General features: G+C 51.0%; 23 protein-coding genes. 12 read left to right on the top strand and 11 right to left on the bottom strand.

All coding sequences use genetic code 11. From position 1 onward, the window contains the following. Nucleotides 1-73 precede the first annotated feature (73 nt). Nucleotides 74-1,363 carry a bifunctional folylpolyglutamate synthase/dihydrofolate synthase gene (locus GWC94_RS05180; RefSeq protein ID WP_161833971.1) on the top strand — a complete coding sequence of 430 codons (1,290 nt, stop codon included), beginning with the start codon at nucleotides 74-76 and terminating at the stop codon, nucleotides 1,361-1,363. A 40-nt stretch (nucleotides 1,364-1,403) separates the two neighbouring features. Here GWC94_RS05180 and GWC94_RS05175 read toward each other — a convergent pair whose 3' ends face one another. The 6 genes from GWC94_RS05175 to GWC94_RS05150 all read right to left on the bottom strand — a co-directional run bounded on the left by GWC94_RS05175 (nucleotide 1,404) and on the right by GWC94_RS05150 (nucleotide 5,494). Continuing rightward, nucleotides 1,404-1,967: an NUDIX hydrolase gene (locus GWC94_RS05175; protein ID WP_161833970.1), complete on the bottom strand. Its 564-nt coding sequence runs from the start codon at nucleotides 1,965-1,967 to the stop codon at nucleotides 1,404-1,406. Further along, the gene (locus GWC94_RS05170; RefSeq protein WP_161833969.1) at nucleotides 1,967-2,494 is read right to left on the bottom strand and encodes a YfiT family bacillithiol transferase; all 528 of its coding nucleotides are present in this window, start codon (nucleotides 2,492-2,494) and stop codon (nucleotides 1,967-1,969) included. Before GWC94_RS05170 ends, GWC94_RS05175 begins: the two co-directional genes overlap by 1 nt. A 37-nt stretch (nucleotides 2,495-2,531) precedes the next feature. After that, complete coding sequence (locus GWC94_RS05165; RefSeq protein WP_161833968.1) at nucleotides 2,532-3,293, bottom strand: ABC transporter ATP-binding protein; 762 nt, start codon at nucleotides 3,291-3,293, stop codon at nucleotides 2,532-2,534. A gap of 2 nt (nucleotides 3,294-3,295) precedes the next feature. Beyond that, nucleotides 3,296-3,775 (bottom strand): hypothetical protein, encoded by a 480-nt coding sequence (locus tag GWC94_RS05160; RefSeq protein WP_161833967.1) that lies wholly within the window; start codon nucleotides 3,773-3,775, stop codon nucleotides 3,296-3,298. Between the two features lie 45 nt (nucleotides 3,776-3,820). Continuing rightward, a complete protein-coding gene (gene fbp, locus GWC94_RS05155) occupies nucleotides 3,821-4,831 on the bottom strand; it encodes a class 1 fructose-bisphosphatase (protein WP_161833966.1) in 1,011 nt (336 codons plus the stop codon). 168 nt (nucleotides 4,832-4,999) lie between these two features. Next, the gene (locus GWC94_RS05150; RefSeq protein WP_161833965.1) at nucleotides 5,000-5,494 is read right to left on the bottom strand and encodes a CAP domain-containing protein; all 495 of its coding nucleotides are present in this window, start codon (nucleotides 5,492-5,494) and stop codon (nucleotides 5,000-5,002) included. Between the two features lie 207 nt (nucleotides 5,495-5,701). Here GWC94_RS05150 and GWC94_RS05145 point away from each other — a divergent pair, with 207 nt between their 5' ends. Continuing rightward, the gene (locus GWC94_RS05145) at nucleotides 5,702-6,949 is read left to right on the top strand and encodes an aspartate kinase (protein WP_161833964.1); all 1,248 of its coding nucleotides are present in this window, start codon (nucleotides 5,702-5,704) and stop codon (nucleotides 6,947-6,949) included. A 27-nt stretch (nucleotides 6,950-6,976) separates the two neighbouring features. Here the strand turns inward: GWC94_RS05145 and GWC94_RS05140 are convergent, their stop codons facing one another. Continuing rightward, nucleotides 6,977-7,726, bottom strand: coding sequence for a L,D-transpeptidase family protein (locus GWC94_RS05140; RefSeq protein WP_161833963.1), 750 nt, complete (start codon nucleotides 7,724-7,726; stop codon nucleotides 6,977-6,979). A gap of 244 nt (nucleotides 7,727-7,970) precedes the next feature. Continuing rightward, complete coding sequence (hppD, locus tag GWC94_RS05135; RefSeq protein WP_161833962.1) at nucleotides 7,971-9,092, bottom strand: 4-hydroxyphenylpyruvate dioxygenase; 1,122 nt, start codon at nucleotides 9,090-9,092, stop codon at nucleotides 7,971-7,973. Between the two features lie 290 nt (nucleotides 9,093-9,382). Between hppD and GWC94_RS05130 the strand changes: the two genes are divergently transcribed. Then, on the top strand, nucleotides 9,383-10,504 hold the full coding sequence (locus GWC94_RS05130) for a 5-(carboxyamino)imidazole ribonucleotide synthase (RefSeq protein ID WP_161833961.1): 1,122 nt from the start codon (nucleotides 9,383-9,385) through the stop codon (nucleotides 10,502-10,504). A gap of 123 nt (nucleotides 10,505-10,627) precedes the next feature. On the opposite strand, the gene GWC94_RS05125 is transcribed toward GWC94_RS05130, so the two are convergent. Next, complete coding sequence (locus GWC94_RS05125; protein WP_161833960.1) at nucleotides 10,628-11,602, bottom strand: DUF3078 domain-containing protein; 975 nt, start codon at nucleotides 11,600-11,602, stop codon at nucleotides 10,628-10,630. 113 nt (nucleotides 11,603-11,715) lie between these two features. Between GWC94_RS05125 and miaB the strand changes: the two genes are divergently transcribed. From miaB to GWC94_RS05080, 9 genes are all read left to right on the top strand, one after another. Further along, nucleotides 11,716-13,152: a tRNA (N6-isopentenyl adenosine(37)-C2)-methylthiotransferase MiaB gene (gene miaB / locus GWC94_RS05120; RefSeq protein WP_161833959.1), complete on the top strand. Its 1,437-nt coding sequence runs from the start codon at nucleotides 11,716-11,718 to the stop codon at nucleotides 13,150-13,152. A gap of 62 nt (nucleotides 13,153-13,214) precedes the next feature. Continuing rightward, complete coding sequence (locus GWC94_RS05115) at nucleotides 13,215-14,492, top strand: sigma-54 interaction domain-containing protein (protein WP_161833958.1); 1,278 nt, start codon at nucleotides 13,215-13,217, stop codon at nucleotides 14,490-14,492. An 82-nt stretch (nucleotides 14,493-14,574) separates the two neighbouring features. After that, a complete protein-coding gene (gene lptE, locus GWC94_RS05110; protein WP_161833957.1) occupies nucleotides 14,575-15,090 on the top strand; it encodes an LPS assembly lipoprotein LptE in 516 nt (171 codons plus the stop codon). 20 nt (nucleotides 15,091-15,110) lie between these two features. Next, nucleotides 15,111-15,986 carry a hypothetical protein gene (locus tag GWC94_RS05105; RefSeq protein ID WP_161833956.1) on the top strand — a complete coding sequence of 292 codons (876 nt, stop codon included), beginning with the start codon at nucleotides 15,111-15,113 and terminating at the stop codon, nucleotides 15,984-15,986. Beyond that, complete coding sequence (gene secG / locus GWC94_RS05100; RefSeq protein ID WP_161833955.1) at nucleotides 15,983-16,339, top strand: preprotein translocase subunit SecG; 357 nt, start codon at nucleotides 15,983-15,985, stop codon at nucleotides 16,337-16,339. Before GWC94_RS05105 ends, secG begins: the two co-directional genes overlap by 4 nt. A 66-nt stretch (nucleotides 16,340-16,405) precedes the next feature. Beyond that, on the top strand, nucleotides 16,406-17,440 hold the full coding sequence (gene mltG / locus GWC94_RS05095; RefSeq protein ID WP_161833954.1) for an endolytic transglycosylase MltG: 1,035 nt from the start codon (nucleotides 16,406-16,408) through the stop codon (nucleotides 17,438-17,440). A gap of 2 nt (nucleotides 17,441-17,442) precedes the next feature. Continuing rightward, entirely contained in the window at nucleotides 17,443-18,459 is a 1,017-nt protein-coding gene (locus GWC94_RS05090) for a YihY/virulence factor BrkB family protein (protein WP_161833953.1), read from the top strand. Between the two features lie 47 nt (nucleotides 18,460-18,506). Continuing rightward, the gene (locus tag GWC94_RS05085; RefSeq protein ID WP_161833952.1) at nucleotides 18,507-19,106 is read left to right on the top strand and encodes a thioredoxin family protein; all 600 of its coding nucleotides are present in this window, start codon (nucleotides 18,507-18,509) and stop codon (nucleotides 19,104-19,106) included. 74 nt (nucleotides 19,107-19,180) lie between these two features. After that, nucleotides 19,181-19,372 (top strand): hypothetical protein, encoded by a 192-nt coding sequence (locus tag GWC94_RS05080; RefSeq protein ID WP_161833951.1) that lies wholly within the window; start codon nucleotides 19,181-19,183, stop codon nucleotides 19,370-19,372. 110 nt (nucleotides 19,373-19,482) lie between these two features. Here the strand turns inward: GWC94_RS05080 and GWC94_RS05075 are convergent, their stop codons facing one another. Beyond that, nucleotides 19,483-19,962, bottom strand: a complete 480-nt coding sequence (locus tag GWC94_RS05075) for a TlpA disulfide reductase family protein (RefSeq protein ID WP_161833950.1) — start codon at nucleotides 19,960-19,962, stop codon at nucleotides 19,483-19,485. Beyond that, the gene (locus GWC94_RS05070) at nucleotides 19,959-20,564 is read right to left on the bottom strand and encodes a TrmH family RNA methyltransferase (RefSeq protein ID WP_161833949.1); all 606 of its coding nucleotides are present in this window, start codon (nucleotides 20,562-20,564) and stop codon (nucleotides 19,959-19,961) included. Before GWC94_RS05070 ends, GWC94_RS05075 begins: the two co-directional genes overlap by 4 nt. Between the last annotated feature and the right edge of the window lie 128 nt (nucleotides 20,565-20,692).

Below are 20,692 nucleotides of genomic sequence, written 5' to 3'. Positions count from 1 at the left end.
CTCCCCTGTTCCTTGCTCATCTGTTCCTCCGTTCATCTGTTCCTCCGTTCAATTTTCGATAGTAATTTGCACCATGGACTATCCCCAAACCCTCGACTACCTGTTCACCCGGTTGCCGATGTTCAGCCGGGTGGGTGCGGATGCTTTTAAGAAAGACCTGACAAATACGCTGCGCCTCTGCGAGGCTTTGGGTAACCCGCATACCAGATTCAGATCGGTTCATATCGCCGGAACAAACGGCAAGGGCTCGTCGAGTCATATGCTGGCGGCCGTGCTGCAGGCGGCGGGGTATAAAACGGGGTTGTACACCTCTCCTCACCTGAAAGATTTCAGGGAACGGATCAAAGTGAACGGTGATATGTGCGAGCCCGGTTTCGTGATCGATTTCACACAGCGCATGCAAACGCTGATCGAAGAAATATCGCCTTCGTTCTTCGAGATCACCGTGGCCATGGCCTTTGATTATTTTGCGCAGCAGGGAGTGGATATAGCCGTGATCGAAGTGGGACTTGGCGGCAGGTTCGACAGCACCAATATCATTACACCCGAACTAAGCCTGATCACCAATATCGGTTGGGATCACATGAACATACTGGGTGATACGCTGGAAAAAATCGCCTTTGAAAAAGCGGGTATCATCAAACCGGGTATCACTGCTGTTGTCAGCGAGGTTGTACCGGAAACAAAAGGGGTGTTCCGCAACAAGGCCCTGTCGGTTAACGCACCGCTGGTTTTTGCCGAAGAAAAAAAATACATCGCCGACTGGCGAAACGAACAGCACCTGCTGCAGGTGGAAATTGCCGATAAAACACAGGATACCCATGAGCATATTTCGCTTGACCTGACGGGCATTTACCAGCTGAAAAATATTGTAGGCGTGCTGGAAGTTCTGCGGCAATTGCGTTTGAAAGGATGGCAGATCACCGACGAACAGCTGAAACACGGGTTGTCACACGTAAAAAAACTGACCGGCCTGCATGGCCGGTGGGAAGTGATACGGCAGCACCCGATGGCGGTGCTCGATGTGGGGCATAATACCGATGGCATAAAACAGCTTATCCGGCAACTGGAATTCTGCGATTACACCTACCTGCACATCGTGACCGGAATGGCAAAGGACAAAGACATCGACGCCGCACTGGCCCTGCTGCCCAAATATGCCACCTATTATTTTACGCAGGCACAGATCCCGCGCGCCCTGGATGCGGCGAGCCTGCAGCGGCATGCTGCTGCGCATGGTTTGCACGGTGATGTATATCCCACGGTTAACGCCGCTTACCAGGAAGCGCTTGCCCGCGCTCACAAAGAAGACCTTATCCTTATTTGCGGCAGCGTATTTCTTGTGGGTGAACTGAACTATTAGAGGCTGATGCTGATTGCCGGTTTGAACACAGCATACCGGCTTATTGAATATGTATCCGCCCCAGATGCTGCAGGGCCAGGCTGATGGCCACCATATGCATCGACTGGATAAATTGCTGTTTGCGGAACAGTTCCACCAGTTCGTCCATACTCACCAGTACGATGTCTATGTCTTCGCCGGCATCCAGTTCCTGCTCCTGCACTTTTTCGCCGCCGGTGGCCAGGTACATATGCATCAGGTTGGTATTGGTGGAAGGGTTGGCGGATGTTTGTCCCAGGAACACAAACCGCTCAAAACGAAACCCGGTTTCTTCCAGCAGTTCCCGCGCAACAGCGGCTTCGAAAGAAGCATCGGTACGATCCACACAGCCTCCGGGTAATTCAAGATCGGTGCGGCCCAGCGCGTGACGGTATTGTCTTTCCAGTATCACCTGCCCGTCTTTTGTAATGGCCAGGGCTGTGACCCATTCGGGGAACTCATACACATAATACGGGGATACGATACTGCCGTCGGGCTTCTCGCAGGTATCCGCCCTTACATTCATCCAGGTTTCGCTGAACAGTTGCCGGGAAGAAAGCGTCTTCCATGTCATGTCTCTTTCCATTACCAGCCCCTGCTTTCGCGCAGTGAAGTAATATGCGCCGTATGGTGCCTGCCATGCCAGGCATACATACCCAGCAAAAACCATAACGACATGGTGCGTCCGTGTTCGGGGTGTACTACGGTTCTCTCCCATGCCGCATCGTCGAGACCGGCAATGGTCTGATACCAGCGGTTATGCAATGCATGCAGTAAGGTAAGCGATACATTAATGGGTACGGTATCGATATCGGCCAGCTTTGCCCAGGCGCTTTCATCGTAGGGTTTGATCGTAGGGTTGTCCTCTGTCAATCCCAGCCTGAAGCGTACAAAAGCATTCATATGGCTGTCCGCAACATGGTGCACCACCTGTTTCAGCATCCAGCCGCCCTCGCGGTAAGGGGTATTAAGCTGCGCTTCATCAAGATTTAGCGTTGCCCGCTCCAGTTCCTCGGGAAGGAACCTGATATCTGCCAGCCATTTTTCTTTCTGCTGCTGCGAAAACGGCTGGGGCTGGTATTTGCCGATGGGGTAGCGTGGATCGTTGTTCATATGGGTGCCGGTTAAAAAATTGAAGAATCAGGTAACCTTATTCCTCCCGCAGGTGTTTTCCTGTCAGGTGAATGAACACATCTTCCAGGTTGGCCTGTTTCACTTCTCTTGGTTTTTCAAACCCACTGGCCACCAGGTCGTCGATCAGTTTATCTGGGGTATTGATCGCGATCACATTACCGCTGTCTACGATCGCCACCCTGTCGCACAGCACTTCCGCTTCGTCCATATAATGCGTGGTGATGATCACGGTGGTCCCCTGGTTGCGGATATTCCGGATCAGGTCCCACAGGTTCCTTCTCGCCTGCGGATCAAGCCCGGTGGTAGGCTCGTCCAGGAAAATGATCCTGGGCCGGTTGATCAGCGTGGTGGCAATGGAAAAACGCTGTTTCTGTCCGCCGCTCAGCTCCTTGTATTTGGCTTTTGCCTTGTCCCGCAGGTTTACTTTATCCAGCAGTTCCAGCGGTTCGATGGTTTCGTTATACAGACCCGCGAACAGTACGATCAGTTCCGTAAGGTTAAGTCCGGGGTAATAACCCGATGTCTGCAGCTGCACGCCTATGATCTTTTTGATTTCGTTGGGCGATTCATCAAGGTTGATGCCGTTCACATACACTTCGCCGCTGGTTTTCTCCCGCAGCGTTTCAATGATCTCGAGTGTGGTCGATTTGCCCGCGCCGTTAGGCCCCAGTAAACCGAAGATCTCCCCCTCGTACACTTCAAAACTGATCCCTTTGACCGCTTCAAAGTCGCCGTATTTTTTGTGAAGATCCCTGACCTGTATGATGGTGTTTTTCATGATCAGAAATTAAAGGTTAACCCCGCACGCTTTTCACCCAGACCCAGGTTCAGCGTTGCGTTATTGTATTTGTTATTGAAAAGGATCACGGCGGTCTGCAGGTTCTGCTGCCCCCGCACCAGCAGGTACCCGCCCGCCAGTGTGGAGGCAAAACCCGCACCCGCAAGCGCCCATCCCGTGCCGCTGTTATCGGATACGATGGCAAGACCAACCAGCGTTGCCAGCGTACCTGTTACACCAAGAATATTGCCTGCGATCTTGTTCGACTGGTGCTTCCGGTAATAATAAATGATCTCCTGGTCGCGCGTGCGGTAAAAAAGCGACATAAACTGCCTGCTGCCCATGTACAGCGTATCGTTATACAGTATATTATTCGGTTTGAGCCCGGGGATAAAACTCATTTTCCTGGTATCGATCCGTTGTTGCGCTCCCGCGGTATACGCCCAGAAGCAGGTTAACAGTAACAGTAAAACATTTTTCATCCGGCCGTGGTTTGCTGCAGTCATGGGTGTTCTCTTTTCCAAAGATCAGGCTTTCATATAAGTTTCCAGTTCTTCCATCATTTTTTTACTGCCGATGAACAAAGGCGTGCGCTGGTGCAGCGATGCAGGCTGTACGTCCAGTATCCGCTGTTTGCCGTTGGTGGCAAGTCCGCCGGCCACACCTACAATAAAGGCAAAAGGATTGGCTTCATAGAGCAGACGCAGTTTGCCCCCGGGTTTTTCAATCGTACCGGGATACATAAAAATACCGCCCTTGATCAGGTTCCGGTGCACATCGGCCACCATGCTGCCGATATACCTTTGCGTATATGGCCCCCCGGCGTCTTTTGTTTTGCGCTGGCAGGCATCGATGTATTTGCGCACCGATTCGTCGTACTGGAAAAAATTACCGTGGTTCACAGAATAAAACTTACCGGCTTCCGGGCATTTGATATCGGGGTGGCTGAGTGTGAACTCACCGATGGAGGGGTCGAGCGTAAAACCGTTCACGCCCCTCCTGGTGGCATACACCAGCATGGTGCTTGAACCGTATACAACATATCCCGCCGCCACCTGTTTGTTGCCGGGCTGTAAAAAATCTTCCTGTGTGCAGGGTTTTCCCAGCTCGCTTACCCGCCTGTATACGCTGAAAATGGTGCCGATCGATACGTTGACATCAATATTGCCGCTGCCATCCAGCGGATCGAACAGTACCACGTATTTGCTCTGGTTGCTCACTTCATCGTCGAACACCACAAAATCATCCATCTCCTCGCTGCCGATGCCCGCGCAGCTGATGCCGTGTTTCAGCACCCCCATGAACTGGTTGTTGGCAAAAATATCGAGCTTCTTCACATCTTCTCCCTGCACATTCACGGAACCGGCATCACCGAGTATATCCACCAGGCCGGCCTTGTTCACTTCCACATTCACACGCTTGGCTGCAAGCGCCATATCGCGCAGCAAACGGCTGAGTTCTCCGGTAGCCGTAGGAAACTGTCTTAACTGTGCAAGGGTAAATTCATCCAGTGTAAGAACGCTGCGATTGATCGCCATAGGGAGCTTTTAACCAAAGGTAGGGGTTGGGCAGGTAGTTTGCGAATCGGGGACGGAGGACCGGAACCGGTGCCTGCACCCTGCAAACAGCTGCGAACGGATTATGCAGCAGCCATTCCCGATCCGACTTTTTCAAACAGCGTTGGGTACGCGGCATACCAAAGCGCCCTACCCTTTCCTTACAAATAGCTGTGTGAAATACAGTACGCCATTGCGGTCGGCGGACACACCGATGCCGGTAAGGTTGTAATTGCCTTCTATGTTTCTGCGGTGACCCGAGCTGTTGAGCCAGCCATCCACCACCTGCCGGGCTGTACGGCTGCCATAGGCAACATTCTCGGCCGAGGCCGATACAAAGCCAAGCGCGGCGGCAATATTTTTTACCCTTTGCTGAAACCCGTCGTGACCAAACGAAGTGCGACCGGTGGCCATATTGCGGCTATGCAGTTCTGCCTGCTGCTCGGCGGCGCCGCTTGTTTGCAGGTTGGGCAGTCCTTTTGAGCGACGGTACGCATTGATATAAGAAAGTATGGACGCCTCCATATTGGTTGTTGAGGCGGCTGCGGGCCGCTCCGGGGCCCGGGAAGCGGTTCTGGAAGCAGACGGCGCAGTGGGTTTGCCGCAGGATAACAACACCATTCCAACCAGGCCTATCAGAACCATATAAGTTTTCTGCATTTTTTTAAGAAGATGAGGCAACAATTATACCAGTCTCGAAAAGCCGGTCCCAGGAACACATCCCCCGGTAAAAAGTTAACAGCCCCGTTTCTTAAAAGAACCCGAACAAGAAAACGATCCCGCCACTATTCAGTGCCATTCTCTACTAACCAATTAACACTTAGCTTTGCCCGCTAAGTAAAGCAAGCAGGCATGAAAGTGTTTAAATTCGGCGGCGCCAGCGTGAACAACGTGGAAAGAATAAAAAACCTGGCAGCCATCCTTCAGCAGGAAAAGGACCCGCTGGTGGTGATCATCTCGGCCATGGGAAAAACCACCAACGCGCTGGAGAAGGTTGCGGAGACTTTTTACGAGGGGAAAAAAGAAGAAGCGCTGGGTTTGTTTGAAACGGTGAAACAGCACCATATCACCACCGCCAAATACCTGCTGGTAACCGGTTTCAATGCCTGTCTTGCGCAACTGACCGACTTCTTTACCGAGATCGAATGGCTGCTGCACGATAAACCGGTTCGTGAATACGATTATTACTACGACCAGATCGTTTGTGTGGGTGAGCTCCTGAGCACCTGTATCATCAGTCATTACCTCAATGAAGCAGGCACCGCCAACGAATGGCTCGATGTACGCGACCTGGTAAGAACGGATAACAATTTCCGTGATGCCGGCATCGACTGGCCTGTTACCTCCGAAAGGATAACCGGCACCATCCGTAACGACCGCATGTACCTTACACAGGGTTTTATCGGCTCCACCGATGACAATGAAAGCACTACGCTGGGCAGGGAAGGCAGCGATTATACGGCCGCGATCTTTGCACATATACTCGATGCAGGGAGTCTTACCATCTGGAAAGATGTGGAAGGTGTTATGAATGCCGACCCTAAATTATTCCCTTCGGCGCAGCTGATCACCGAACTGAGTTTTACCGAAGTGATCGAGATGGCTTATTACGGTGCCCAGGTGATCCATCCAAAAACCATCAAGCCCTTACAGAATAAAAAAATCCCGCTTTTTGTAAAATGTTTTCTCGATCCCTCCCTGTCGGGAACGGTGATACATCACAAAAACAGCAAAACGCTGCCGCCCATCATCGTGATCAAGGAAAACCAGGCCCTGCTGCACCTGCACAGCAAGGATTTTTCATTTGTGGGCGAGCAACTGATGAGCCGGCTGTATGAACTGTTTGCAAAAGTGAAGATCAAACCCAACCTGATACAATCCGGTGCCATCAGCGTGCAGGTTTGCCTGGATGACCGTTCCGACAAAGTAAACCAGCTGGCAACAGAGGCCAGCCAGGTGTTTGATGTGAATCTCGAAAAACAGCTGAGCCTGCTCACCATCCGGCATTACAATACGGAAGTGTTTGAATCCCTGACAAAAGACAAAGAGATCGTGCTGAGCCAGCGTACAAAGGAAACGGTGCAGGCATTGTACCGGTGACACGCAGCGGAACAACGCTGAAAAATCTTACATCAGGATATACTCGCCTTTGCGGTTCACGGTAACCAGCGGAATTTTCCGGTGCTGTTCAAAATAATCGAACATCTCTTTCAGGCGCCCGGAAAACTTCTGGTACTCGGCGTCTTCCCTGGTGGACTTGGCAAGTATTTCCTTGCTTTTTTCAACATTATAACGGATGGGGAAAATATGCACGGGAATAAAATCCTGTCCCTGGTCGTGCGCATACGATGCCAGCAGGTACAGTTCCTCTATCTGGTCGCGCAGCGGTATGCAGCCTACGGTAACACAGCTGCCGTGAATATAGATATCGTTACCGGGTTTGATGGAATCGCTCAGCAGCCTGTCGGATGCATTGGGGTAATTGATGCCCAGTGCCATGTTATAAGTGCTGTTGGGTTTGAATTCGTTGATATAATAAAAACCCTCCGGCACCTGGTAATCGCCTTCGATTCTTTTGGGGCCGAGTGCGCCGGACAATGCGCATACCTTGTAAGTCCGGAATAATTTGAATGCATCATTCCTGCCACCGCGCACCCATACCTCGAGCTGGCTGTCGTATTTGAAGCTGCGGATATAAATCTGTTTCAGGGGCCAGCCGATACCCATTACCGCCAGTTCCTTGCGCAGGGTATCTTCCCGCATACGCATCACATTACTGAGCTTGGCGCTGAGGCGCTGACTCATAAAAGCAGAAGACTGTGCGAAGGATACTACGCCACATACCAGCAGGAAAAGGGTAATTACAATGCGCTTCATGGTCTCAAAAATAAAGGAATGTTCACTCCCGGAAACCCCGGGGTTCGTTAAATTAACGTTGAAGAACAGAGAAAATTGTGGCAACCGGCCGGCAGACAGGAGCTCCCGGCAGGTACCGGACAGCGAACCGGGAGAAGGCTGCGGGTGCAGCAGCCCTTGGAGTTCTTGCCAGCCACACAAAAAAACGGTCAATAACCCTGGCCGGCGGTTATGGTTATTGACCGTTGATCAGCACCCTTCGGGCTTATAAATTTCCCCTGCTTTCCTGCTCTCTTTCAATGGCTTCGAACAGCGCTTTAAAATTTCCCTTGCCAAAACTCTTGGCACCTTTGCGCTGGATGATCTCGAAAAAAAGTGTGGGCCGGTCTTCCACGGGCTTGGTGAAAATCTGTAATAAGTAGCCCTCCTCGTCGCGGTCAACCAGGATGCCCAGTTCTTTCAGCGGCGCCAGGTCTTCATCGATATGCCCAACGCGGTCGAGCAGGTCGTCGTAATAGGTGGTCGGCACTTTTAAGAACTCCACACCCCTGCTCTGCAGCTCGTTAACGGTTTTCACTATATCGTGCGTGGCAAGGGCTACATGCTGGCAGCCTTCGCCATCGTAGTAATCGAGGTATTCCTCCACCTGTGATTTTTTCTTTCCCTCGGCCGGTTCATTGATCGGGAATTTCACGAACCCGTTGCCGTTGCTCATCACTTTGCTCATCAGTGCGGAGTATTCGGTGGAAATATCCTTGTCGTCAAAGCTCAGGATATTGCGGAAGCCCATCACTTCTTCATAGAAATTCACCCAGGGATTCATCTGGTTCCAGCCAACATTGCCTACGCAGTGATCAACATATAACAGGCCGGTCTCTGCGGGATTGTATTCCGTTTTCCATGCGCGGTAACCCGGCAGGAATGCGCCATGGTAGTTTTTTCTTTCGATGAACAGGTGTATGGTATCGCCATAGGTATGGATACCGCTCATGGTCACTTCGCCGTCTGCATCGCCGGTGGTTACCGGTTCCAGGTATGATTTTGCACCGCGGTTGGTGGTCTGCTGCCAGGCATCCGCGGCATCGTCTACGCGCAGCGCCAGCATTTTTACACCATCGCCGTGTTTGTAAATATGGTCTGCAATGGGGTTCTGGCTTCTTAACGGCGTGGTGAATACGAATACGAGTTTGTTCTGGCACACGGCATAGCTGGCCCTGTCTTTGACCCCTGTTTCGGGGCCGGCATAGGCCAGGCTTTGAAAACCGAATGCGCTCTTGTAAAAATGCGCAGCCTGTTTGGCATTGCCTACATAGAACTCCACATAATCGGTTCCCTGCAGGGGAAGAAAATCGGTTTGCGCCGCAGCGGCAGGTATGTTTTTTGTCATTGTTTCCATCGGTATACTAATTGCGGTGCACCGGCGGGGTGATTGCCGGTGATGTTATTTTAAAAAAGGGCTTGGAAAGAGGAATTGGTCCTGACCGAAAGCGATTTGCTTTCAGCTACGGCATCTATGCTAACAACGTTCGCATGGCCAGTGTTTCCATAAGCAGACAATAGCAGATACGCTTGTCGTTGAAAACCTTATGGGGATAATCGGGAAGCATAGTCAAAATTAGTCTAAAACACCGAAAGCCCAAAGCCGCGGGCAAACGGCTTTCGCATATCTTCGCGCTTATGAAAATAGGTATTCTCGGGGGAGGCCAGCTCGGCCGCATGCTGTTGCAGTCAGCAGCCAACTACGTGGTGGAAACCTGGGTGCTGGAAAACGACAGCGAATGTCCCTCTGCCCATTTATGCCATCATTTTATAAAGGGCGATATCACCGATTTTGATACGGTATATGCATTTGGCAAAAACCTCGACGCCATTACCATCGAAATAGAAGCGGTTAACGTGGACGCGCTTGAAAAACTCGAGAGCGAAGGCGTAAAAGTATACCCCAGGCCTGCCGCCATCCGTATCATCAAGAACAAGATCACACAGAAAGAATTTTACAAAGCCCACAGCATTCCTTCACCCGATTTTGTGGTTACCCATAAAGCGGCGGAGCTTATGCAGCACCTGGCTTTCCTGCCCGCGGTTCATAAAATCGGACAGGGCGGATACGATGGCAAAGGCGTGCAGGTGTTGAACGAAAAAGGCGATCTCGGCAAAGCATTCGATGCGCCATCCGTGCTTGAAAAAAAAGTGAACATCCGGAAAGAGATCGCCATCATCGTTGCCATGAACAACGAAGGAGAACCCGTTCTTTTTCCCCCGGTGGAAATGGTCGTTGATCCCGTATTAAATTTACTCGACCACCAGGTAAGTCCGGCCCTGCTTCCGGAAACCGTATTGTGGAAGATCGAAGCCATTGCCATCAGGCTGGTGAAAGAACTGAAAAGCCCGGGACTGTTTGCGGTGGAGCTGTTTGTTGACAAAGACGATGAAGTATGGGTAAACGAAACGGCACCGCGGGTGCACAACAGCGGCCACCATACCATTGAGGCCAACTATTCAAGCCAGTTCGATATGCTCTGGCGTATTATGCTCGGCTACCCGCCTGGCAATCCCGATCCCATTCTCCCCTCCGCCATCGTAAACCTTGTTGGCGCAGACGGTCATTCAGGCCCGGCCAGATACGAGGGGCTGGAAGAAGTGCTGAAAATGGACAATGTATTCGTTCATCTCTACGGCAAAAAGATCACCAAGCCCGGCCGTAAAATGGGACATGTAACCATCCTGCACAAAGACTACGCAGACCTCACCTACAAAGCCCACCGCATCAGGAACCTGCTGCGGATAACAGCGGAATAAAGATTTGGGGATTGCCGATTGCCAATTGCCTATCGGAGGGATTAAAAAAACTGTAGTTAGCAAAGCAGTAAAAATATTCAATCAAATTCCCAATCGGCAATCGGCAATCCTAAAATCGGCAATCTACACAATGATCTTCGGCGCATACTGGTATCTTCTTACGGCGATCTGTTTGAGGAAGCCGATACCGATCAGGCTTTTTAGCTGGAGACCGGGGGACTGTTTCACCGGGCCGAACAGACGGATATCGTCGTCGTAGATCAGGTCAAGGCTGTAGGTGGCCGATAAATATTTATTGATCTTGAAAGAAACAAGATTGGTCATGAATATGTCTACATTCTGCGGGTGGTTTCCGTAATCGGAGAACAGGTCGAGCCTTCCCTTATAGCCGATATTCTTGGCCACCGTGGCATTGTTGTAGTTGATGGTGGCAAAAGCGCCGATCTGGTTAAGCATATAACTTCCCGGCGGTATACCGTAAGCGCCTTTGTTGGCCAGCAGTTTTTTGGTTACGAAGGTGGAACGGGATGTGAGCGGCGAAAGGAACACCGATAACCGCTCGTTCGGCTTGTAATCAAAACCCGCAGAAAGGATCATGTAGGCCGGCGAAAGAAAGGAGGAAGACAATTCGCCCACACCCCCGCTGTACGTATACCCGTCAAACAGCTGCGAACGGAAGTTGAACAGCGTGGAGATATACCATTTACCAAGCGAGTCGATCTTATACCCGTATTTACTCAGGAAATCCACCCTGTCGTCGTTCTTTCTTCCACCCTGGCTCGTGGTCTGGATAAAACCCAGGTTCATGTCCAGGTTATTGTCCCAGTACTGCCGCTTCTGTTTGAAAAAGAAGAAATAATTGAAATAACCGTTCACCGCGAGCGAAAAATTATCGCCGCCGGCAGCCCAGTTGCTCAGCGAGCCCTGCGACAGGTTAAAACTCATCAGGCCGCCTTTTTTCCAGTTCCAACGGGAGGTATCGGCCTCCTTCCTGATCGTACGGGAAGTTTCGTTTCTCAGTTTTCCTAAAATAAGCTCCTGCGATGTTGCGACATTCATACCAAAAGCCAGCAGGATACACAACGCCAATTGCTTCATTCAGTTCAGGTTTCGGGGGTTTCCGCAAATCTAATCGTAATGCCCATTTAACCCAAACGATGCTGCCAATCTGGCATATTTTTGTACTTTTGCTGACTAAACTTTAACAATACATGGGCCTGTTGGAGATACCCGGTAAAGTGCATGATGAAAACAGACAGGGTGAGGCATTTTTGCCTGCAGACCTGTTCAACGGTTCTTTCAGGAAACGCTTTTACATAGAGAGTTATGGCTGCGCGATGAATTTCGCGGACAGTGAAGTGGTGGCTTCTATATTGGGACAGGAAGGTTTTGGCGCCACCCGCAATTACGAAGAGGCCGACCTGGTGCTGATCAATACCTGTTCTATCCGCGAAAAAGCGGAGGATACGGTGCGCAAACGGCTGAAAGAGTTCAGAAGAAACAAGGAACAGAATCCTTCCATGCTGATAGGCGTACTTGGCTGTATGGCGGAAAGACTGAAAGCCAGGCTGCTCGAAGAAGAAAAACTGGTGGACCTCGTGATCGGCCCGGATGCCTACCGCAGTCTGCCCGGACTGGTAAAAGAAGCCGAAACAGGTCAGAAAGGGGTTAACGTATTGCTGAGCCGGGAAGAAACCTATGCGGATATCGCCCCTGTACGGCTCGATTCGGGCGGTATCACCAGTTTTGTGTCCATTATGCGCGGCTGTAACAATATGTGCAGCTTCTGCGTGGTTCCTTTCACCCGCGGCAGGGAAAGAAGTCGCGATGCACATTCTGTTTTATCCGAGATCAGAGACCTGTACCAGCGCGGTTACCGCGAAGTGACCCTGCTGGGGCAGAATGTGGACAGTTATTACTGGGTAGACGAACAGGGCGACCAGGCGGTTACTTTTGCCGACCTGCTCGGAAAAGCCGCGCTGGTAAGTCCCGATCTGCGTATCCGTTTCAGCACCTCGCATCCGAAAGACATCACCGACGAAGTGCTGCATACCATGGCGAGACACGAGAATATCTGCAAATGCATTCATTTACCCGTACAGAGCGGCAGCACCCGTGTGCTGCAGCTGATGAACAGAACCTATACCCGTGAATGGTACATGGCTAAACTGAACCGTATCAGGGAGATCATGCCGGACTGCAGCATCACTTCCGATATGATCGCGGGGTTCTGCACCGAAACAGAAGAAGACCACCGGGAAACGCTCAGCATGATGGAATTTGCGAAATACGATTTCAGCTATATGTATTTCTACAGCGAGAGACCCGGCACGCTGGCGGCAAAACGTTACGAAGACGATATACCCGAAGCAACCAAAAAACGCCGCCTGCAGGAGATCGTTGACCTGCAGGGAAGACTGTCGAAAGAGAGCAACCAGAAAGACCTTGGCAAAACATTCAGGGTGCTGATAGAAGGCGACAGTAAAAAGAGCGCGCATGACTGGGTGGGCCGTAACAGCCAGAACAAAGCCATCGTATTTCCCAAAGCGGGACATGGGTATACCAGGGGCCAGTATGCCAGTGTAAAAGTTACCGGGTGTACCAAGGCCACTTTATTGGGCCAGGTGGTGGAAGAGAGCCGGATATAGATATACAACATTCAAAAAACCGCAACCCCTGGGCGTATGCCGGGGGTGCCTTATCAACAGCAATGGATTTACAAAGTATAAAAAACCGCTTTGGTATCATTGGTAATTCGCCGGGACTGAACCACGCGCTGAATACAGCCGTGCAGGTGGCGGCCACCGATCTTACCGTACTGATCGTTGGTGAGAGCGGCGTGGGCAAGGAAGCGTTTTCACAGATCATACACGCGCTGTCATCGCGCAAGCACAACCCATTTATTGCCGTTAACTGCGGCGCCATCCCCGAAGGCACCATCGATTCCGAATTGTTCGGTCATGAGAAAGGCGCGTTTACCGGGGCGGTAGACAGTCGCAAGGGTTATTTTGAAACCGTGAACGGCGGCACCATTTTCCTCGACGAGATCGGAGAAATGCCGCTGGGTACACAGGCAAGGCTGCTGCGCGTGCTGGAAACGGGTGAGTTCATCCGCGTAGGTTCTTCCAAAGTGCAGAAGACAGATGTGCGCGTGATCGCCGCCACCAACCGCGAACTGCTGGAGTTTACGCAGAAAGGAAAATTCAGGGAAGACCTGTATTACCGCCTGAGCACGGTGCCCATCCGGGTGCCTTCGCTGCGCGACCGGAAAGAGGATATCTCGCTCCTGTTCCGCAAATTCGTGGTGGATTTTTCGGAGCGGTACAATACCACAGCGGTGCAGCTGGACGATGAAGCCAGGAATCTGTTAATTAACCACCCCTGGCCTGGTAATGTGCGTGAACTGAAGAATATTGCAGAACAGATATCGGTGCTTGCTCCCAGCCCCCTGGTCTCTGCCCAGGATATGCGCAGGTTCCTGCCCGAAAAGATCGATAATCGGCAGATGATCCTGTCCGCACAGGGCGGTGGCAGCGAATTCGCCAGCGAGCGCGAAATACTGTACAAACTGTTCTTCGATATGAAGAAAGATGTAACGGAGCTGAAAAAAATGTTCCTCGACATACTGCAGAACCCTTCGCATATGAGCAATGCCGCCAGCTATACGCGTGAGTCGCTCATGAACGATTTCCATACCAACGGCGATATCCAGCCTGTGATCAGCGCACCGGCGATAGCACCTGCGGTAAACAGCCAGCCGTCTTTTCTGCCGGCAACAGGAGGCTCGCAGCCGATGCTGCTGCATAACGACGATATCCACCACCACGAAGAAGTGGAAGAATCGCTCAATATCATGGACAAGGAAAAAGAACTGATCGTTAAAGCGCTGAAAAAACACAAGGGCAAAAGACGGGACGCCTCGCTGGATCTTGGCATCAGCGAACGCACCCTGTACCGGAAGCTGAAGGAATACGATATAGAGGAATGAGAACGGCAAACCGGGAAGCACACCAGACGGAGACGGCGCTTTCTGAAACAAACATCATTAGTAAAAAACAGTTGTGAAAAGAATGGGGACGATACGAATATTTATTGCTGCGGTGCTGCTGCTGGCACTGGGGTCATGCGGTATTTACCGGTTCAGGGATACGGGCGGAATGGACTTTGCAAAAGTCAAAACCGCAAACGTGAAGTTTCTGGAGAACAGGGCCACTTATGTAAGCCCCCAGTTTGCACCCAAACTCTATGAACGTTTGCAACAGAAAGTGATCAGCGGCACCAAACTGGCACGTACCAATGATGAAACGGCGGGACTGGTGATCAGCGGCACTGTTACGAATTACGATGCCACTCAAACCGTGGGCATCAGCTCAACACAGGCTACGGTAAACCGGTTAACGGTGAGCATACGGATGAATGTGAAGTACAACTACGATCCCACAAAAGAGCCGAAAGATTTTTCGGTAAGCCGGAGTTTTGATTACCCCGCCACGCAATCGCTGCAGCAGGCCGAAGCTTCGCTGATGGATGAAATTGTGCGTACGATGACCGATGAAATTTTCAACCAGATTTTCTCTGAGTGGTAAGCAATCCCTATTTTTAACCGATGAACAATACCCGGGAAAAAGCGTTGCATCATTTAACCGGCAATTCTGATGAAGCCGGCATACCGCTTGAATACTGGCAGCAACTGGCGGAACAGTACCCATATTTCGCCCCCGCACAATTCTTTCTCGCGTCCAAACTCAGGCAGCGCTCCCCTTCCGCCGCAGCGGCGCAGCAGGTAAAAACGGCCCTGTACTTCAGCAATCCCTACTGGCTGCAGTACCAGCTTCAGTCGAGTGTTGCGGTGGTTGCAGACAAAGCAGAAAAAGCGGTGATCCCCACCCTGGAATCGATCCGGGAAACCATGCGCAATATAGACCGCAACCAGTCCATACAGGACGAACCCGAAGAACCGGCCCCGGAAGAAGAGGATACCTTACCCGAAGAAGCGCTCGAAGAACAGGAAAACCTGGCCGAGACAAAACTGTCGAACATTCTTTCGGAGCAGTTCGCTGATTTCAAAAAGCCGGTGGACAACAACGACAAACTGGATATCGAAACACAGGGCGAGCGCCTGCATACGGTGGATTATTTTGCCTCGCAGGGTATTAAGATCGACCTGGACAAGCTGCCGCAGGATAAGCTGAGCTCGCATCTCCGCAAGTTCACCGACTGGCTGAAAGAAATGAAAAATCCGCAGACCGGGCAGGCCGGCGCAGACCTGGGCACTACGGCGGAAATGGAAGACGCGGTGGCGGAGATCGCCAAAACCTCCAATGTTTCGCGCGAAGTGCTGACCGAAGCCATGGCCGAAGTGCTGGTAAAACAGGGACAGGTGGCAAAAGCTATCCACCTGCTGGGCAAATTAAGTTTCATAAATCCTGAAAAATCCAGTTATTTTGCGGCTCGAATCGAACAATTAAAAGGAATTATATGATCATTCTGTTTCTGATCCTGATCGTGATCGCTTCTGTAGCGCTTGGTTTTGTGGTGCTGGTGCAAAACCCCAAGGGTGGCGGACTTTCAGGAAATGTAGGCGGCCTCAGCAACCAGTTCATGGGCGTAAAGCAAACCACCGATGTGCTGGAAAAAGGCACCTGGCTGTTTTCCGGCATCATTGCCCTGCTGGCACTGTTCTCTACCCTGTTCCTGAAAGGCGGCAGCGAAAGCACCGTAAATCCTCTCCAGAACGTGCCTACCAACCAAACCGCACCTGCACCTGCACCTGCACCGGGCAGCATACCTGCGAATACGGTTCCTGTAAAACCCGCAGATACACTGAAGAAATAGATCAATACACCGATATTTAACACCCTGTCTGTCATTTCAGGCAGGGTTTTTTATTTAATTTGATGTATGGCCAGATTTCTCACGATCCTCGTGATCCTACTCTTACTTGCTGCCGGCTTGATCACCTGGAAAGTGCTGGGACCGGCAACGGATTTTCCTGAAAAGAGCCATTCGTTTATCATAGAGGAAGAACAGACCGATCGGGCTTCGGTGACGGCGGTATTGAAAAAGAACGGCATCATCGGCAGTGCCTGGGCTTTTTCGCTGGTGGCCTCCAGGATGCATGTGTGGGATAAGATCAGACCCGGCAAATACGAGGTAAAAAAAGGCGAGAACGCCCTGAACATTGCGCGTATGCTCAAAAACGGCAAACTGGCCGAATACAAACTCGTGATCAACCGGATCAGGCTGAAAGAGGACCTGGCCCGACTGATCGGCAAGAATTTCAGACCCGATTCCGCTTCGGTGATGAAGTTCCTGGGTTCGAAGGATTCGCTGAAACCGTTTGGCGTGGATACCGGTTCTGTTTTCACGCTGATGATACCCGATACCTACCAGTTTTACTGGAACACTTCTGTAAGCCGTATCCTCCGCAGGCTTTCCGATGCAAAAGAGGCTTTCTGGAAAAGAAACAACCGGCAGGAAAAGGCAAAAGCCCTGGGGTTAAGCGCTGAGCAGGTATACATCCTTGCATCGATCGTGGACGAAGAGACCAATTTTGAAAGCGATAAATACAAGATCGCCAGCGTATACCTAAACCGCCTGCATACGGGTATGCCGCTGCAGGCCTGCCCCACCATCAAATACGCCATGCGCAATTTTGCGCTGACAAGGATCTATGAAAAATACCTGGTGAACCCCTCCCCTTACAATACCTACCGGCATAAAGGACTGCCGCCGGGACCGATCTGCACGCCGTCGCCCAAAACAATCGATATCATACTCGACGCACCCAAAACGGATTATCTCTATTTTGTTGCCAAAAGCGATTTCAGCGGCTACCATCATTTCAGCAGTAACTACGACGAACACAATACCTACGCCAAAGCCTATCAGAAAGCGCTGGACGCGTACATGGCCCGTAAACAGCAAAACCTATAGTCTTGACAAAGCTGGAAAAAATGATATGGGACTCTGCACCGGGAGCTTTTCTGGTTACGAAAAGCAAGACCATTGTGCTGCCCGGTTTCCAGAACCTGCCGCTGTATGATGTGATCGTGTTCTTTACCAAACAGGTCCAAAAAGTGGGACTCAACGAGCGGGCGGCAGCGATCTCTTTTAACCTGGTGATGGCCCTGCCTGCAGCCATACTGTTTCTTTTTTCGCTGATACCGTTTTTCCCCAATGCACAGAACATGCAGAAGGAAATACTGAATGTATTCAGGGATATCTCGCCAAACACCAATACTTACCAGCTTATCAGGAACCTGATCACCGATCTGCTGAACACGGGTCATGCGGGTGTGTTTTCTTTCGGCTTCCTGGCGCTGATCTTTTATGCTTCCAATGCCATGATGGGTGTGATCCGCAGTTTCGACAAATCGATCCATGAACCGAAGCGAAGGTATTTTTTCCAGAAAAGGGTGCGGGCCATCCGGCTTACGTTCCTCCTGATCGTGCTGGTGATGATCTCTACGTTTGCACTGCTGGTGGGCGGTGAGCAACTGGTTTTTGTACTCAAGAAAATCTTCAACATGAAAAGGGCCGAGCGGATTCCCTGGTGGAACGGCCTGCGATGGACCATCATCCTGGGCCTGCTTTATTTTGGTATAGCCCTGATCTACAAATATGCGCCCTCTATCCGGAAACGCTGGAAACTGCGTTCACCCGGCGCCATACTGGCTACGGCGCTTACACTGGCCACCATCGCCCTGTTCTCTTATTGGGTCAACAATTTCGGCAGCTATAACAAGGTGTACGGCTCCATCGGCACGGTGCTGATCATCATGGTGCTGATCTACATCAATTCGTTAATTCTGCTCATCGGCTTTGAATTGAATGTAAGTATTGTTTATCTTACCAGAGAGGCCGAGGCCCGCATGCAGCGCGACGAGGCAAAACTGGAAGAAAAAGCACTCGGGGAAGAAAGCCACAGACCAAAGGCCAACAACCAAAAGTAGCACCTCATCACAGGTGGCCGATTATTCACTATTCATTTCCAGATCATATGAAAACAGTTATCGCAGCAGTCCTTTTTTTACTGACCGGAAGCGTTTTACGCGCGCAACAAACTTCTCTCGCGCTGGGCAGCCAGATCCCAATGGCACAAACCGAAATGAAAGATATTTCCGGAAAAGAAGTATCGCTGAACGACGCCAGGCTGAAGAATGGCCTGCTGGTGATGTTTTCCTGCAATACCTGCCCTTATGTGATGAAGAACAGGGCGCGCACCAGGCAGCTGGCAGCGTTTGCAAAACAGCACCAGATAGGCGTGATCCTGCTCAATTCCAACGAAGGCGGGCGCGACGACGGAGACTCTTTTGCTGATATGCAGGCGTACGCCAAAACAGAGGACTATCGTTTTTATTACGTGCTGGACAAGGAGTCAAAAATGGCCAATGCCTTTGGCGCCAGCCGCACCCCGGAAGTATACCTTTTTGATGCAGCGGACAAATTGCAATACAAAGGGGCCATAGACGATAACCCCGCCAACGCGGGCAATGTAAAAAGAAACCATGCAAGGGAAGCGATACTGGAAATGGCCGCCGGCAAACCCGTAACGGTAAAAGAAAGCCGGTCAATGGGTTGTGGCATCAAACGCAGTTAATTCCCCTTTTTTATGGAATCCCGGAAAAACGGCATCACATAGTAAATCCCGATTGCTCACCTAAACGTTTGCTTATGTATCGTCCATTTTTACGCAACAGCATCATTCTGGTGGTACTCTTCTTTATCACCTATGCATTAGCCGACAGTATCAACAATTACAATGCCCTCGGCATCTTCCTGGCCCTCGGAAGCCTGGGCGCGCTTTGGGTCTGCATCTACCTCGTAAACCAGCTGACGCAGAGCGCCGAAGAGGAGGAAGTATAGGATCGAACAAATCAATATTCAAAATGGCCGCAGATCCGCAGATTATGGGACATCTGCGAATCTGCGGCCAAAAAATTTTGAATTTTGATTTTTAATTTTTGATTTCTCCCCTATTCCTTTACCAGTTTCTCCAGTTCCAGTTTAAATCTTTCTTCGGGCAATTGCTGGCCGAAGAACTGGCGGTATTTGGTTTTGTTGTTGACCATCAGGGTGGCGGGAATGGCGCCTTCCCAGCTCTTGTCGATGCGCGGACAAAACACATCGGCATTGGTTTCATTAAGCCATAGCACCTGCGATTTGTATCCCTGTTTCTTTGCAAAATCGCGGATGGATACGGGATAGTCTTCGGCGAAGTCGATGCTTACCAGCAGCATCTTTATTTTCTTGCCGTAGGCCGCCACATTTTTTTCAAACCAGGGTATCTCCCGTACACAGGGGCCGCACCAGGTAGCCCAGAAAGTAACTACCGTGGGAACGGAGCTCGTATCAATGAGCCTGGTCAACTGGTCTATTTTCAGTTTTTTGATCTCCTGGGCCTGCAGTGCCTGCAGGAAGCAGAGCAGCAGCAGAACGATGCCTATCTTTTTCATAATGCGGTATTAGCGTTGTTTTCGTTCAATCCCCATTCTTTCATCAGCGTCTCCCTTTTCTGCTCCGGAAGCGAAGGCGCTGCATACTGCCCCGCCAGGGTTTTCTGCCGCAGGGCTTCGTAGATACTGACGGCGCATGCCACGGAAATATTCAGGCTTTGTATGATGCCCATCTGCGGTATCAGAAAATTGCCATCGGCCAATGCCCTGATCTCCTCGCTCACACCGGCATGTTCATTACCAAAAACCAGTGCGATCCTTCCCGTAAAATCAATCTCATACAAACTTACGGCATCCGAAGAAAGATGTGTGGTCAGTATTTTGTCGTAATGTTTCCGCAACTCGGTAAAACATGCCTGCGTATCCTCGTACTGGTGAACAGACAGCCATTTGGCCGCGCTGCTGCTGCTTTTGGCGCCGAATTTCTTATGCCTGGGTATTTTTGTGTTCAGTATGTAGATATCCTGTATGCCTACCGCATCGCAGGTACGCATTACCGCGGAAATATTGTGCGGGTCGTTTACGTTTTCCATCACCACCGCCAGTCCTGCCTGGCGTTTACTGAGTACATTCCAAAGCTTCTGGTATCGTTGCGGGGTCATGAACAGTAAAAGATAAAAATGAAGACCAAATGTAGCGCAGCGATCCTTAATAACGAAGAATTGGCAACCGGTAATCCATACCGACGGCAAAAAAAGCGCGATGGCTTTACACCACCGCGCCGCAATCA

Source organism: Sediminibacterium soli, assembly GCF_009939225.1.
Taxonomy (GTDB): Bacteria; Bacteroidota; Bacteroidia; order Chitinophagales; family Chitinophagaceae; genus Sediminibacterium; species Sediminibacterium soli.
The sequence above is the reverse complement of the archived record's forward strand: the minus strand, read 5'-3'. Positions and strand labels throughout refer to the sequence as shown.